This is a genomic window from Streptococcus sp. HMSC034E03, from assembly GCF_001811505.1.
Lineage (GTDB): Bacteria > Bacillota > Bacilli > Lactobacillales > Streptococcaceae > Streptococcus.
Map to the genome: position 1 here is coordinate 20,758 of NZ_KV804982.1, position 15,167 is coordinate 35,924.

Consider the following 15,167-nt stretch of genomic DNA (forward strand, 5'->3'; position numbering starts at 1 on the left):
GTTATGAGTATGATTTTTAAAATTTTTTTCATTGACTTTTTCCTTACTTAAATCTTGGAGAAACTGATAAACAACATTATTCTTCTCTTTTAACAGCTCCATTGCTTGGGTATCATCCTATTCAGAAAAACTTAGTGGCACAATCTCTACATCCCCAAGATTATCAACGGAGTAACGTTGACTACCATTTTTAAACCAGCGTTCTAGAACAACATCATAGAGCATAAAGTGGGATTTTTCTTTAATCCAAGCTTTATCAATCCCATAAGGCTTTAAATACTCTAGTACTTCGTTGGGATTTGTTAGGTAAAAATTGGGTATCGAGTCCCCTGTTTTTGACTGACGTGATAATTCTTTATATGCCTCTAAATCTAGTTTTCCCCCATCCTTGTGTAGTATATTGTAACTAGCTAAGTCATATGCTACCGACCATTTAGAATCTGAGATTTCGACTGATTGGCTGAGTTTCTTATCATTGTAGTCATATTTTATATAAAGATATCTCCCATCAGATAATAGTTGCTGATATTCAATAATAAAAGTTTCTTCAAAACCTACAATCACTTCTAAACTTTCATTTTCAGACAAGCCTGCATCAAGTCCTATGGAAATTATCCTGTCTGGATCTCTAAACGATTGACTCCCGTCAACAGCTTTACTAAAATCAGCGAGACCAGGTAAAATACCACTATGGGTTTCTGCATAGTTCATTTCTAAAAAGACATTACTTAAAGATTCATACACTCCCTTATAATAATTCTTTTGATAGACACGATCTAGACTAAACAAAGTTAGAAAACCTACTACAGTTATGAGTATGATTTTTAAAATTTTTTTCATGACTTTTTCCTTATCTAGAACTTATTATAATTTACAAAGTAAAAATACATTTTAGATACCTTATTTTAGAGACAAGATAAAATTTAGACGCAAAACCCTTTTTTATAAGTTTTTTATCTTTAGCAACATTTTCCTTATAATCATTATACTATAAAATCTTAGACGGTGGAATCCAGACCATTTTTAGATAATCTCCCTTTAATACAAAAAACTTAGAAGCAAAAGCCTACTTCTAAGTTTTTTATCTCAATTATTTAAAATCAATTACTCAAACAGTTGATAGTAATCAGAAATTTTCATCTTGGCTTTTTCATCCTTGTTTAAATCTTGGATGATTCGCCCTTCCTTCATGACAATGAGGCGATTTCCATACTTGAGAGCATCTTCCATATGGTGAGTAATCATCAAAGCTGTTAGATGGTCCTTGTTGATAAAGTCATTTGTCAATTCCATCAAGGCGACACTTGTTTTAGGGTCAAGAGCAGCTGTGTGTTCATCCAGTAAAAGGAGCTCTGGACGCTTCAAGGTCGCCATCAATAGACTCAAAGCCTGTCTTTGTCCACCTGACAAAAATTCAATCGGTGTATCCAAGTGTTTTTCTAGACCATTTCCCACCTTCTCAATGGTTGCTTGAAATTCTTCCTTGTAAGCTGAGAGTCTTCTTGGAAAGAGACCACGTTTTTCTCCACGGAACTTTGCAATCAAGAGATTTTCTGCAACGGTCATACGAGGGGCAGTTCCCATTTTTGGATCTTGGAAGACACGAGAGAGATACTTAGCACGTTTCTCTGGGCTGAAATGAGTCACATCCTCACCCATGATACGAATGCTACCACTAGTCAAGGGTAGCGTTCCTGCAATGCTATTAAAGAGGGTTGACTTCCCTGCACCATTTCCCCCCAAGATTGTGATGAAGTCATGTTCATAAATATCAAGTGAAACATCGTTTAGAATAATCTTTTCTTCGTCAAAGCCATTTGTCACAATTTTTGTGGCATTTCTTAATTCTACAATTGCTGTCATTTGCTTAACTTGACTCCTTTCAAGTATTTATCCTTAAGGGTTGGAATTACCAAGCAAGTTGCTAGGATAAGAGCACTGTACAAACGGAGGTAGCTAGTGTTAAAGCCAAGAGCAATAACTCCCCATACCAAGAATTGATAGCTGATGGAACCAACTACAATAGTAACCAAGCGTTCTGCTAGGGTAAGACTCTTGAAGAGAACCTCACCGATAATCAAGCTGGCAAGACCAACTACGATAACTCCGATACCACGAGAGACATCCGCATAACCTTCTTGTTGAGCGATAAGTGCGCCAGCAAGTGCGATTACACCATTTGACAAGACCAAGCCCATAAGCTCCATACGTCCAGTATTGATACCAAAACTACGAGCCATATCTGGATTATCCCCCGTAGCGATATAAGCCTGTCCAAGTTTGGTATCTAGGAAGAAAAGCATGAGAAGGATAACCAAAGTCACAAAGATTAAACCTGTCAGTAATTGATTAACCTCAGATGAGAATGGAAGAACATCTTGGATTTGCTTGGTGTTTAAGAGTCCAAGGTTAGCCCGTCCCATAATCATGAGCATGATAGAATGACAAGAAGTCATGACTAGAATTCCAGACAAGAGTGTTGGAATTTTCCCTTTGGTATACAATAGTCCAGCTGCTAAACCAGCAAGACAACCTGCTCCTATGGCTGCTAAAGTAGCAAGAAAAGGATTGACTCCTTGGGTAATTAGAGTAACTGCTACTGCTCCTCCAAGTGGGAAGGAACCCTCAGTTGTCATATCTGGGAAGTTCAAGATTCGAAAGGTCATAAAGATTCCTAAACCTAGGATAGCCCAGACCAATCCCTGTGAAATAATAGATATTAGCATGTTTGATTCGTTTCCTTTATTCTAAAAATTGGAGGAGATGTCTCCAACTCCTCCTTTATTCTTATTCGATTACTTGACCAGCTTCTTTGAGAACTGATTCAGGAATAGTGATTCCAAGTTCTTGAGCAACTTTTTTGTTGATCACTGATTTACCAGTTGAGAAGACATTGACTGGTGTATCTGCAGGTTTTTCACCCTTCAAGACTTTGGCAATCATTTTACCAGTAGCAACACCAAGATCGTGTTGGTCAACAACGACTGATGCCAAACCTCCAGCTTCTACCATGGCAGTCGCACTTGGGTAGATTGGTTTTTTAGCTGTTTGGTTACTTGATACTACAGTTGAGAATGCAGATGCGATTGTGTTATCGATTGGAACCCAGATTGCATCTACTTTACCAGTCATAACGTTCACTGTTGAAGCAATTTCGTTAGTTGATGGAACTGCAAATGTTTCTACTTTCAAACCAGCTTTTTCAGCGTAGGCTTTGAATTCTTCAACTTGTGATTTTGAGTTATCTTCGCTACTTGAATAAAGCGCTCCAACCGTCTTGACATCAGGAGTCAATGTTTTGATCAATTCAACTTGTTGTTCAGCAGGGTTGTGGTCAGACACCCCAGTGATGTTCCCACCTGGTTTTTCCAAGTTTTGTACAAGGTTAGCACCAATTGGGTCTGTGATAGCTGCCATGATAACAGGAAGGTCTTTTGTTGCACTTGCAAGACCTTGAGCTGCTGGTGTTGCAATACCGACAACGACATCATTTCCATTTGCCACCAATTGTTTACTCATTGTCGCAACCTTACTTTGGTCACCTTCTGAGTTCATAAAGTCGATTTTGACTTGGTCACCTTTATAACCTTCTTCAGCAAGTCCATCTTGGATACCTTGGTAGATCAAGTCAAGCGATGGGTGGCTTACAAACTGAAGAACACCAACCTTAGCTGTTTTATTAGCTGTCTCAGTTTTAGTTTCTTGTTTCGTTAAGCTAGAATATACCAAGCTTCCTCCAACTACAAGTGCTAATGCTACGATAATACCGAGTAGACGTTTGTTTTTCATAATTTTCTCCTTATTTCTTCTTAACTTATTATTTTTTATTCAATCACTTATTCAAGCGACGCCATCGTTTGATTTCCATAATTTTTTCCTCCCCATAGAAAAAGTCCTCACACAAAAAACTTGTGTGAGGACGTCGATGCGCGGTGCCACCTCAATTATAGGAACTAGTCCTATCGCTCTTACTCGCTAAAACGAGTTGCACTGTAAGGTGTGCTCACCGAATTCTTATGATTTCAAATTCTTAATAACATTCAGCCCAATTTTCATCACTTTCACCTATCTGTTTCCACCAACCACAGACTCTCTAAAAAATTTCAATGATTACTTTCTGAATGCTTAAATTATATCATTTTACTAAAACTTGTCAAGGGTTTTCATAAAATATTTTAAAAAATTACGAAAATTCCTACGGTTTTTGGAAAATGGAGCTTATATCAACCTGAATTACGTAATCCTGTAGCAATTCCGTTGATAGTTGTATGGATCAATCGTTCTTCATCTGAAGATAGCTCACCACGACGTTGACGCTTAATCAATTCCAACTGAATATAGTTAAGGATATTGAAATAAGGCATGCGGTAGTTGAGACTGTCTTTCAAATAAGTATTTTCTGCCAACAGCTCCTCATGGCCTTCAATAGCCAAGATAACATCCTTAGTCAACTGCCATTCATCCAAGATAGTATAGTAGATTGCTTGTACTTCTTCACTTTCACACAGTTTAGCGTATTCAAAGGCAATGTTCATATTTGATTTTGACAAGACCATATCGACATTGGATAGGAGTGATTGGAAGAATGGCCAATTTTGATACATATCACGAAGGAATTCGATATTTTTAGGATCTTGATCGATAAATTCCTTAAAGCTTGAACCAACTCCATACCAACCTGGGAACATGACACGACTTTGTGACCATGAGAATACCCAAGGAATAGCACGTAGACCACCAATTTCAGTGATTGTTTTACGAGCTGCTGGACGAGAACCAATATTGAAACTTGAAATAGCCTTGATTGGACTAGATTCAAAGAAATAATCATAGAAATGGTCATTTCCGAATACGAGTTCACGGTAGATATCGTAACTACGTTCTACTACTTGATCCATGATTGCTTCATAGCGATTTGACGTATTGGTATCACTCTTCTTCTTGGTAATCATACGGTTGATAGCTGCTGAAACCAACATTTCAAGGTTATAGTAAGCTGCATCCTTGTTTCCGTATTTGTTTCCGATAACTTCCCCTTGCTCTGTCAATCGAATACGATCCTTAATTGACTTGAGCGGTTGAGAAGCAATGGCATCATAAGTAGGGCCACCACCACGGCCAACGGTACCACCACGACCATGGAAGAAGGTTACTTTGACTCCAAATTCGTCACCAATAGCTGTCAATTGTTGTTGGGCCTTATAAAGTGTCCAACAAGATGATAGATAACCGCCATCCTTATTACTATCAGAGTAGCCAAGCATGATTTCTTGGTAATTGTTTTTAGAAGCAATCCATTTCTTAGCAAGTGGTAGAGAGAAATACTTTCTCATTGTTTCTTCAGAATGGTCCAAGTCCTCAATTGTTTCAAAGAGTGGAACAATCTGAACACGCGCTTTTTCAGCATCTACCAGACCAACTTCTTTGAGCATGATAGCCAACTCAAGCATATCTGACACGCTGGTTGCATGAGAGATAATCGTTTGACGAATGACATCTTCTCCTAAACGGTCTTTTAATTCACGTGCCGTTTTGAAAATAGCTAATTCTTTTTCGAGAAGTTCAGACTTCTCAGCATGAGTTGCAGACAAGATTCGAGGATCTTCTAACAATTCATGTAAAAGCAAGTCGCATTTTTCATCTTCTGATAAATCACTATAGTGGTCATTGATTCCAGCAGATGCCAACAATTCTGCTACACAGGCTTCGTGGACGCTTGAATCTTGACGCATGTCGATGGAAGCCAAGAAGAAACCAAATACTTCTACAGCTTCTAAAAGTTCTGCAAATTCACCTGTGAGTAAGGACTCTGCCTTGTTTTCAAGTAATGAATCCTTAATGGTATATAGATCTTTTTTAAACTCTTCAACTGTTTCGTAAAATGGTGGACGATCTTCAGCTAGCTCTTGAATAGCTCCTGAAAGTCGATTGCTAATATAATCTGTAATCACTCCTTGTTGATGCCCTTGAGTACCAAGAAGACGTTCAACAGGATGACGTTCATCAGCTGACGAGCCAACAACAGACCATTCTTTTAAATTCAAGAGAGTTTGAATCAATTTGGACTGAATCAAATGAAAGGCACGACGATAAGGTTCTTTTTCACGAAAGACTGATGTATCTCCAGACTGAGCAGCCATTTCTTCAACAGCTTTACTAGTTTTTGATAAATTCGTCGAGAGAGAGAAGGTACGATAGAGACTAGAAATCTTGCTAATATAGTAGTTCAAGATCACTTCACTTTGAATGGTAGCAGAACGCAGAAGTGTCTCAGCAGTTACAAAAGGATTTCCATCACGGTCTCCACCAATCCACATTCCCATAGTAATAGGTTTTGCTTGTTTAAGATCAATTCCTTGCTCTTTCGCTAGACGTTTGTACTCTAGCATCAAGTTAGGAACAGCCTGTAGGAAGGAACTATTGTAGTACTCCATCACATTAGTGATTTCGTTGGTTACTTTTAGTTTCTTCTCACGAATCATATCTGTCTGCATGATGATTTCAATATAGCGACGAAGATCATTATGCCATTTTTCCTTGTTAATGAGTCCCATTTTCACGTCACGATATTTACGTAAAAGGGTATGGATATGAGTGGTCAAATCCAACATACTCTTACGTTGAACCTGAGTTGGATGGGCTGTCAAAACTGGCACCACGTTCAAGTGTTCAAGAATCTCAGCAGCGTTTTCTTTTTCAGCCACCATTTTAATAGTTGTTGACAATTTACCCAGATAGTCTTGATCGACATTATTTAGATGGTTAATCTCATAAGCCAAGTCAACATCTTCTGAGATGTTAATTAAAAGAGGCAAAATAGAGAAGTATCTAGAAATGTAGACCATCTCATCATTTGAAAGCCCTGTTACTACTTTATCTAGCCCTTGATAGTCAAGTTTTGAAGAAAGTTCCTTCAAGTGCATAATCTTATCGAAGGTTTCAGCAGGAAGCATATTTTTTGTGATATCTTCCAGCATATCTGTCAAGATTTGCACTTCTTCTTGTACGACCGTTTTGTTACTATAATTTTCTAACTTTTGAAGAGACATTTTTTTCTCCTTGTTATATTATGTCTTAGAGTTGCGCTTCTAATTCGCGATAGAGTTTGGCACGTTTTTCACTGGCATCAATATTCAACACAAAAGCGATGGCTACTGATAGCACCAAGAGACTATTTCCTCCTTGCGATAGGAAGGGGAAGGTTACCCCTGTTGAAGGGATCAAGCCTGATATACCGCCAATGTTAACGAATACCTGTATCAGAATCATTCCACCAATACCGATTGCCACCATTGAGTTGAAAGGATCTCTCGCTCGAATACCTACCAAAATAATACGAAGAATCAAGAAGAATAGAAGAGCCAAAATAAGACTAGCTCCTACAAATCCAAACTCCTCTATCACAATCGAAAAGACAAAGTCTGTATGGGCTTCTGGTAGATAACCTCGTTTTTCAATGGAATTTCCTAAACCAAGACCAAACCAGCCACCATTAACCATTGCATAATAAGAATTAGCTAACTGATGTCCAGATCCTGCTAGGTCATTAAAGGGGTTGAAAAAAGCACTGAAACGCTTGGCAACATAACCAAAGACAGGAATCTTTGAGAATTTTTCAACACCGATAAAGCGAATGGCTGTTAAGGAAATCATAGAGACACCAGCTAGTAAGCCCAGAATAGTTGAGAACCAGCGATAGGCAATCCCACTAATGGTATACATGAGTAAGGATACTAAAATCAAAATGGTTGCATTTCCAAGGTCAGGGAAGATTGCCAAACTACCAATCATGACCAAGAGGACAAAACGCCAATCATTAAAGGCTCTTGGCAACCACTGATTGAGGGTTAAAACTTGGAAGTCATAAACTGCTATCTCATCTTGTTGTTTTGAAAAACGCTGAGCCAAGTACCAAATGATAATAATCTTTAGATACTCTGCTGGTTGAATCGTGATGGGACCAACCTTGATCCAGCCATATGCTCCATTGATGGGACTACCTATTAACCGTGCCAGAGCTAGGAGTATCAACTCGACAAACATAACGATAAAGAGCAACCGCTCATTACGAAGAAATCCTAATTTTAATTTATAGATTAAGGCTATTAAGAATAAACTGGCTATCCAGAAAATCCCCTGATTTCGCACTAGATATAATGCACTTTTCCCCTCCTGAATAAGGGTCGCACTAGTTGTCGAATAAACTACTATCAATCCTAAAACGGATAACAGTAAATAAGGAATCAAAATGGAATAATTCAGCAGGTGCCTTTTACTTATTTTCATATGTCACCTATCTTTCGGAAAAATATTTTTATTTTCCCTTATTATTTCTAGTTTTACATGCTATTATACCATTTTTTAGCCTAGAAAAAAACTCTTACAGTATAAACATTCGAATTTTACTCAAATATAGCATAAAAAGGGCAGTAACGCCCTTTCTATTTTATCTATATTTTCGTTTTCCAGCTAAAGCAAGTAGTCCAACACTTGCTCCAAGCAATGCTAAAAGTCCTGACTCTTTCGTTCCTGTATTTGGAAGCTGTTTCTTAGGTTCTGCTTTTGCATTTGTAGCTTGTGCAGGCGCTTGATAGGTTTTATCGTCTTTAGTTCCTACAGTAACTTGATCTACTGTGTAATCAACAACATTCCCTTTACCATCTACAACTGGTACTGGTTTGTAACCTGCTTTTTCAAGCTCTTTACGTTTTGCTTCTGCAAGTTCAGCCAAGCGTTTTGTTTCAGCTTCTTCAAACTTCGCTTTAGCAGTTTCGTAAGCAGTTTGAGCTTGGTCTGCTGCAAGGCTCTTAGCTTCGTAATCTAGTTTAGCTTTGTTTTGCGCCTTATACACATCTTTAAGCTCAGTTTCAGCTTTTTCAAGCTCTGCTTTCGCTTCGTTCAAACGAGTATGCGCACCTTTAAGATCTGCAAGCTCTTTTTCGGCTTGTTTAACTTCAACTTCAGCATCTTGAAGTGCTTTCTTAGCAAGAGATACCGCTTGAGCTTTGCTTGTAGCAACTGCTTCAAGCTCTTTCATCTTGTCTTCTTCTGCTTTCAGTTCATTTTGTGCAGTTTTAAGAACTTGCTCAGCATCTTTAAGTTTTGCTTGTGCATCTTTAAGAGCTTCTTCTTTTACAGACTGTGTAGCAGTCAATGTATTAACAAGAGCGTTCGCATTAGAAAGAGTTACCACTGCTTTGTCATGACGGTCTTTCGCTTCATCGAAAGCCTTTTGTGCATTCGCAAGTGGACTTTCACCATTCTTCAAAGCAGTCAAATTAGCTTCTGCGTTTGTAAGTGCAAGTTTAGCATCTGATTCTGCTTTTGTTGTTGCTTCAAGTTTGGCTTGTGCATTGTCGCGAGCAGTCATAGCATCAGCAAGGACTTGGCGAGCTTCGCTCAATTTACGCTCAATGACTTCATCACTTAGTGGGTTAGCAATAGGTGTTTTATCCCATTTAGAACCATCTACAAGAGAATCGTGAATAGAAGTCAAGAAGTGAGTAGTGTAAAAATCGTCTGTTTTACTTTGAGCGACTCCACCAAAATAGACAGTTTCTTTCGCATAGTCAAAATTAAGAATACCCTGAGTGTGTGCATAGTCACCTTTAGTTGACACAAGCATGATGAGATCATTATATAACTGCTCTTTCATTTCACCGAGAGTTTTACGATAAATCCCGTCAGCATCGTCAAAATCATGGAAAACATAAGTAGTTACAGTATTTTCATAATATTGTTCACCCTTGCTTTCTTCCTCGGCATCTGTTGTAGGCATGCCATATTCTTTGGCAACTTTGTTAACACCTTTAGCATAGTGACCGACACCACCTTTAGCGTAATAGCTTTCCTTCATAGCATTAGAGAAGTTCACTTTCAAATATTCTTTTGCAATCTTATCAGCAAACTCAAAAGAGGTTTTTGAAAGAACAACATCTGATAGTCCAAGTTGGTGGCGCATTTGGTTGATAAGGTCTACCACATAGTAATTCAACTCATCTTTAATCTCTTGTGGGAGATTGTTAATGTCATAACGAGTTTTATCGGATTGGTCTGCTTTGCTTGGAACATATTTATTGAGTTTCTTGTGTTCTACTTGTGAACCAACGATACGGTCATAAATGGCATCATTCTTAGCGTTACGCTCTTCCTCAGTCATTTCGACACCTGAACGGATTTGACGAAGGAACTCCATTTCATCTTTAACGGCTTGAATGAAAGCTGGTGAAAGAGTAATGGTTTGTTTCTTAGAGCTATCTTGAAGTGCGTCAAGAGTAGATACCGCTTGGTTGTAAGTAGCAAGAGCGTTATCACGATTTGTTTTCGCTTCTTTAGCTTCGTTTTCAGTACGCTCTACATCTTGTGTAGCAGTTTTAACAGTGGTTTCTGCTTGGTTCAGTTGTTCAGCAAGCTCACCATCCAACTTCTTAGCAGCATCAAGAGCAGTTTGTGCATCGGCTTGGGTTTGTTTGCTTGTAGCTTCTTCTTTAATCGCTGCGTCTTGCTTTTCTTTAGCATCAGCAAGACCAACACCCTTCAAAGCATCCTCTGCATTTTTAACGGTTGTTTTCGCATCAGTAACTCTGTTTTGTGCTTGAGTCACTTCTGCTTGTTTAGTCCCAACAGTTTTGCCTTGAATAGCAACGTTACGGTCTGCATCATCTTGTTCAGTTTGCGCAGAAGATACCCCTTGTTCAGCAGTTGGAACTTTTGCTTTAGCAGTTTCCACTTTCTTCTCAGCATCTTTGATAACTTCAGGTGTTGCTTTGTCAGCAGTCTTTTGAGCATCGTCTTTAGCTTGTTTTAAGTCAGCGACTTTCTTTTCTGCCTTATCAGAATTTTCATTCGCTTGATCCAAGACTTCTTTTGCTTTGTCTGTATCTTCTTGAGTTTGTTTAGCAGTAGCACCAAGTTCAGCGACTTCTTCCTTAGTAGGAGTTTTCACTTCCACTTTCTTAGGCGCTTCTTTCTCTACTAAAGCTGGTTCGGTTTGAGCAGTTGTAGGCAATGGAAGCTCTACCGTATCTGCGTGAGCTGTTCCGATTGTTCCGACAAGACCAGTTGCTGCGATGGCAGTCAAAGCAATCAATTCTTTTTTCATAGGTTTCCCCTTTTTATTTTTTTATACCTTCATTATACCACAATGTACAACTTTTTAAAGTTATTTTATTAAAATGTAACTATTTAAAGTCTAAAAAATGCAGTCGTTTGACTGTATCATGTAAGTAGCGAGGTACTACATGGTCAAAAATAAAAGTAATTTGCAAGACTACATTTCTAAACGCATCCGTTTACTCAGACTAGAAAGAGGATATACCCAAGAACAATTAGAGGAAATGGCTGACTTAGGAACAAATTATGTTTACAAATTAGAAAATCTATCAACAAACTTAAAGATTCAAACTCTAGAAAAAGTCATGGAAGCATTAGAAGTAGATTTAGACACTTTCTTTGATATCCAACTGAAAGAAGAAGACCCCAAAATATCCCGTCTGATTGACGAATTGAAACTTCTTCCTACAGAACAAAGATCTCGTGTACTAGATGCACTACTGCTAATTCTGAAAGAAGTCCAATAGAAAAAACTATCTACTTTCTAAAAAAGAAAGATAGATAGTTTTTTTATTAGTTTGAGGCGCTACTGCTGCTGTCAGAAGTTGTTTCGCCTTTGATGTATTGTGTAAAGATATTTTGGAAGGCCTGGTCTTTAACTTTAATGTTGGCATCTTGTAATTCTTTACTAATAACACCTTGAACAAAGGTTGCATCATTTTGTTTTTGAGTCAAAATGATTGTTTTAAGTTTTTCTTTATAATCATCCAAGTTAGAAGATTTTTCTGACTTCTTCGTCAACTTAACAATGTAGAAACTACTTGTATAAGCTTGAGTTCCTGGAGCAGTGATAACATCTGAAATTCCGTTGACATCAAGTGCAAAAGCTGCTTTCTTAACTACATCTGGTAATTCTGTTGATGCAGAGTCAAAAGTAATTTCTCCACCATTTTCTTTTGTCTTTTCGTCTGTAGAATTGTCTTTTGCAAGTTGTGCAAAGTCAGATCCAGACTCTTTTGCTTTGGCAAGAACTTCCTTAGCCTTATCTTCACTGTCAAGTTTAATAATTTGAGCCGTTACTTCTGGAGTATACTCTTCAAAAGCTTTTTTGTAGTTTTCATCTGTTAATTCAGCTTCAGCGGCTTTCTTAACAGCATACTCAACTAATTTACTTGTACGAATTTGAGCTTTACGGCTTTCTGCAGTCATACCTGAACGGGCGAGAATCGTTTGATAGCTATCACCGTATTTCTTTTGTTCTTCTGCAACTGCATCATCTACTTCTTTATCACTTACTTCTGAACCATATTGTTTTTCAAAAACTTTTTGAATGGTCATATTCAGCAAGACTTGTTGAGCAGTAGCATTATTTTTGACTTCTTCAAAGAATTGATGCTCAGTAATAACATCGCCTTTCATGCTAATCAAGTCAGTTCCTTCAGAACTGTTTGAACAAGCAGCCAAAGTAGCTACTGACAACAATGTGATGGCTCCTGCCATTAGTTTTTTCTTCATGTTTACTCCTTTTGTATACTAAATAAAGGTTTACCTTATCTATTTTACCAAATTGTCTTAAAAATATCTGAAATCAATCAATATCAGGCAGTTCTACTTCTGCTTGATTCTTTCTTAGCATGAGAATCCCATCTCCAAGAGGAACCAAAGTAGCGGTTAATCCTGGATTGTCCAAAGTCGCATCAAATAATCTTTGCAAGCCACGATAAATCGTCCGTTGTCCACGTCGGACTTCCATAATATCCCTCGCAATATCTCCTCCTTGGAAAATATCATCCAAGACAACGACTCCACCTACTTCGAGGTGTTTGAGGATTTCTGGTAGAAAGACGATGTATTTGGACTTAGCAGAATCCATAAATACAAAATCATAGGTCTCAGTCAACGTTGACAGGACATCTACCGCATCACCTTCTAAGAGAGTGATTTGTTTGCGGCTATCAAATTTTGCAAAATTTTCCTTGGCAAAACCAATCATCTCAGGATTTCGGTCAATAGTGGTAATTTTTGACTTAGGTAAATGCTCTGCCATTAAAAGTGCTGAAAATCCAATAGCCGTCCCGATCTCTAAAATGTTTTTTGGTTGAATGGTTTCCATAAGGAAACGAAAATAAGCGACGGTTTCATGAGGAATGATAGGGATATTCTCCTTGCGAGCAAAGTTTTCTAGCTCTTTTAGAGAACCCGTCACCTGCTTTTGTCTGTGGCGCATGAACTCGACAATCTCATGCTTGACAACAGGACGTCGCATGTTATGATTGGCATTTTTACTATAAGACTTTACCATCTGTCTTATGCCAATCCTAATTTTTCAACAAGAGCTTCAAACTCATCTAAACGACGTTCAAAGACAGCAAAGGCATCGTTGAGGTAGTCTTCCTTCTCCATATCAACGCCTGCTTTTCTCATGACATTAAGTGGATAGTCTGACTTCCCTGCCTTGAGGTAATCGATATAGCGATCACGATCTTCTTGGCTACCATGAACAATCTTTTCAGCCAAGGCTGAAGCTGCTGCAAAGCCTGTTGAATATTGATACACATAGTAGTTGTAGTAGAAATGTGGAATACGGGCCCATTCATATTGAATTTCAGGATTGTCTTCCTTACTCAAACCATAGTAAGCTTCATTCAAGTCGGCATAAAGCTCATTTAAGAACTCACTAGTCAAAACTTCTCCATTTTGGTCAGCTTGGTGGATAGCGTGCTCAAATTCAGCAAACTGAGTTTGACGGAAGACTGTACCACGGAATCCATCTAGGAAGTTGTTTAAGATTGCAAAGCGTGTTGCATCATCTTGAACTTCTTGCAATAATTTTTCTGTCAGGATGTTTTCATTAGTAGTTGAAGCAATTTCTGCTAAGAAAATTGAATAGTCTCCATAAACGTATGGCTGGGTTTCACGAGTATAGCTAGAGTGCATACTGTGTCCAGTTTCATGGACAAGAGTAAAGAGATTATCTAGATTGTCCTGCCAGTTAAGAAGCATGAAGGCGTTGGTATCATAAGAACCGCCAGAATATGCACCTGAACGCTTGCCTTGATTTTCATACACATCAATCCAGCGTTCGCTAAAGGCACGTTTAACACGGCTCAAGTAATCTTCACCAAGAACTGCCAAAGCATCTTCTGCCTTCTTTAAGGCTTCCTCGTAAGTAAAGCTGTAGTCTACTGAAGAAAGTGGTGTATAGACATCATACATCTTGAGGTCTGGAATACCCAAGATTTTTGAACGTAGTGCAAGATAACGATGTAAGAGTGGCAAATGCTTACGAACAGCAGATACTAGGTTGTCATAGACACTTTCTGGAACAAAGTTGGCTGCAAGAGCTGCTTCACGCGCACTCTTGTAGTTACGAACTTTAGCACGGTAGTTTTGGACTTTGACATTGGTCTGTAGAGTCTTAGCATAGGTGTGCTGGAACTGCTCGTAAGTTGCATAAAGTGCTTCATAGGCACAACGACGTACCTCACGATTTTTTGATTCCATCAAACGTACGTAGGTTCCGTGAGAGAGCTGCACTTCATTATCTTCGTCATCCAAAACGTAAGGGAAAGTAAGATCAGCATTGTCTAGAATAGCAAAGGTTTCACTAGCCGAACCAAAGATTTCACTGGCTCCTGCAAGCAATTCTTCTTCACGCTGTGAAAGAACATGATCTTTCTTTTGTAAGAGCTGATCAAAAAAGTGTTTATAAAGCTCAAGTTTAGGTTCAGCAGCCAAGAAAGCAGTCATTTGTTCCTCGGTAATCTCCATAAACTCTGGCTCGTAGAAAGAAAGTGCCTGATCCAGCTGGCTATAAAGCGTCATAGCCTTAGCATAGTATTCTTGATACTTAGCTTCGCGGGTGTCTTGGTCATTTTTCATATGTGCATAGACATATAGCTTTTCCAACTGGCGTTCTAACTCTAGAGAACGTTCAGTGATTTCAAGCAAGCTCTGAGCACTGTCTAAAAGATGACCTACATATTGGTCAACTGTTTCCACTTCCTCTGACAGTTGGTTGAGTGCTTCTTCCCAAGCCTGATCAGTAGCAAAGATCGTTGATAGATCCCATTTGTTTTTTTCATTTATTTCATTTCGTTGTAATACCATAAGAT

Annotated in this window: 11 protein-coding genes; 1 reads left to right on the top strand and 10 read right to left on the bottom strand. The window is 38.5% G+C overall.

Annotated features, from left to right (window positions below):
* Positions 1-117 precede the first annotated feature (117 nt).
* The 7 genes from HMPREF2805_RS04920 to HMPREF2805_RS04950 all read right to left on the bottom strand — a co-directional run bounded on the left by HMPREF2805_RS04920 (position 118) and on the right by HMPREF2805_RS04950 (position 11,101).
* Positions 118-840 (bottom strand): TipC family immunity protein, encoded by a 723-nt coding sequence (locus HMPREF2805_RS04920; RefSeq protein ID WP_075231635.1) that lies wholly within the window; start codon positions 838-840, stop codon positions 118-120.
* Positions 841-1,104: 264 nt separating this feature from the next.
* A complete protein-coding gene (locus tag HMPREF2805_RS04925) occupies positions 1,105-1,863 on the bottom strand; it encodes an ABC transporter ATP-binding protein (protein ID WP_075231636.1) in 759 nt (252 codons plus the stop codon).
* Positions 1,860-2,726 (bottom strand): ABC transporter permease, encoded by an 867-nt coding sequence (locus HMPREF2805_RS04930; RefSeq protein ID WP_075231637.1) that lies wholly within the window; start codon positions 2,724-2,726, stop codon positions 1,860-1,862. Before HMPREF2805_RS04930 ends, HMPREF2805_RS04925 begins: the two co-directional genes overlap by 4 nt.
* Positions 2,727-2,787: 61 nt before the next feature.
* The gene (trpX, locus tag HMPREF2805_RS04935) at positions 2,788-3,789 is read right to left on the bottom strand and encodes a tryptophan ABC transporter substrate-binding protein (RefSeq protein ID WP_000792189.1); all 1,002 of its coding nucleotides are present in this window, start codon (positions 3,787-3,789) and stop codon (positions 2,788-2,790) included.
* A 434-nt stretch (positions 3,790-4,223) separates the two neighbouring features.
* Positions 4,224-7,049, bottom strand: a complete 2,826-nt coding sequence (ppc, locus tag HMPREF2805_RS04940; RefSeq protein WP_075231638.1) for a phosphoenolpyruvate carboxylase — start codon at positions 7,047-7,049, stop codon at positions 4,224-4,226.
* Between the two features lie 25 nt (positions 7,050-7,074).
* Positions 7,075-8,286, bottom strand: a complete 1,212-nt coding sequence (ftsW, locus tag HMPREF2805_RS04945) for a cell division peptidoglycan polymerase FtsW (RefSeq protein ID WP_075231639.1) — start codon at positions 8,284-8,286, stop codon at positions 7,075-7,077.
* Positions 8,287-8,446: 160 nt separating this feature from the next.
* Positions 8,447-11,101, bottom strand: a complete 2,655-nt coding sequence (locus HMPREF2805_RS04950; protein ID WP_075231640.1) for an SEC10/PgrA surface exclusion domain-containing protein — start codon at positions 11,099-11,101, stop codon at positions 8,447-8,449.
* A gap of 139 nt (positions 11,102-11,240) precedes the next feature.
* Between HMPREF2805_RS04950 and HMPREF2805_RS04955 the strand changes: the two genes are divergently transcribed.
* The gene (locus tag HMPREF2805_RS04955) at positions 11,241-11,579 is read left to right on the top strand and encodes a helix-turn-helix domain-containing protein (RefSeq protein WP_075231641.1); all 339 of its coding nucleotides are present in this window, start codon (positions 11,241-11,243) and stop codon (positions 11,577-11,579) included.
* Positions 11,580-11,625: 46 nt separating this feature from the next.
* Here HMPREF2805_RS04955 and prsA read toward each other — a convergent pair whose 3' ends face one another.
* The 3 genes from prsA to pepF form a co-directional block, all read right to left on the bottom strand.
* Positions 11,626-12,567, bottom strand: a complete 942-nt coding sequence (gene prsA, locus HMPREF2805_RS04960; protein WP_075231642.1) for a peptidylprolyl isomerase PrsA — start codon at positions 12,565-12,567, stop codon at positions 11,626-11,628.
* Positions 12,568-12,640: 73 nt separating this feature from the next.
* Positions 12,641-13,354, bottom strand: coding sequence for an O-methyltransferase (locus tag HMPREF2805_RS04965; protein ID WP_075231643.1), 714 nt, complete (start codon positions 13,352-13,354; stop codon positions 12,641-12,643).
* 5 nt (positions 13,355-13,359) lie between these two features.
* Entirely contained in the window at positions 13,360-15,162 is a 1,803-nt protein-coding gene (gene pepF, locus HMPREF2805_RS04970; protein WP_075231644.1) for an oligoendopeptidase F, read from the bottom strand.
* Positions 15,163-15,167 lie beyond the last annotated feature (5 nt).

What these genes read in the sequence shown, in the direction of transcription:
- HMPREF2805_RS04930 (WP_075231637.1), bottom strand. Translation starts at nt 2,726, where the DNA reads ATGCTAATATCTATTATTTCACAGGGATTGGTCTGGGCTATCCTAGGT.
- HMPREF2805_RS04925 (WP_075231636.1), bottom strand. Translation starts at nt 1,863, where the DNA reads ATGACAGCAATTGTAGAATTAAGAAATGCCACAAAAATTGTGACAAAT.
- HMPREF2805_RS04965 (WP_075231643.1), bottom strand. Translation starts at nt 13,354, where the DNA reads ATGGTAAAGTCTTATAGTAAAAATGCCAATCATAACATGCGACGTCCT.
- ftsW (WP_075231639.1), bottom strand. Translation starts at nt 8,286, where the DNA reads ATGAAAATAAGTAAAAGGCACCTGCTGAATTATTCCATTTTGATTCCT.
- ppc (WP_075231638.1), bottom strand. Translation starts at nt 7,049, where the DNA reads ATGTCTCTTCAAAAGTTAGAAAATTATAGTAACAAAACGGTCGTACAA.
- HMPREF2805_RS04920 (WP_075231635.1), bottom strand. Translation starts at nt 840, where the DNA reads ATGAAAAAAATTTTAAAAATCATACTCATAACTGTAGTAGGTTTTCTA.
- HMPREF2805_RS04950 (WP_075231640.1), bottom strand. Translation starts at nt 11,101, where the DNA reads ATGAAAAAAGAATTGATTGCTTTGACTGCCATCGCAGCAACTGGTCTT.
- HMPREF2805_RS04955 (WP_075231641.1), top strand. Translation starts at nt 11,241, where the DNA reads ATGGTCAAAAATAAAAGTAATTTGCAAGACTACATTTCTAAACGCATC.
- prsA (WP_075231642.1), bottom strand. Translation starts at nt 12,567, where the DNA reads ATGAAGAAAAAACTAATGGCAGGAGCCATCACATTGTTGTCAGTAGCT.
- trpX (WP_000792189.1), bottom strand. Translation starts at nt 3,789, where the DNA reads ATGAAAAACAAACGTCTACTCGGTATTATCGTAGCATTAGCACTTGTA.
- pepF (WP_075231644.1), bottom strand. Translation starts at nt 15,162, where the DNA reads ATGGTATTACAACGAAATGAAATAAATGAAAAAAACAAATGGGATCTA.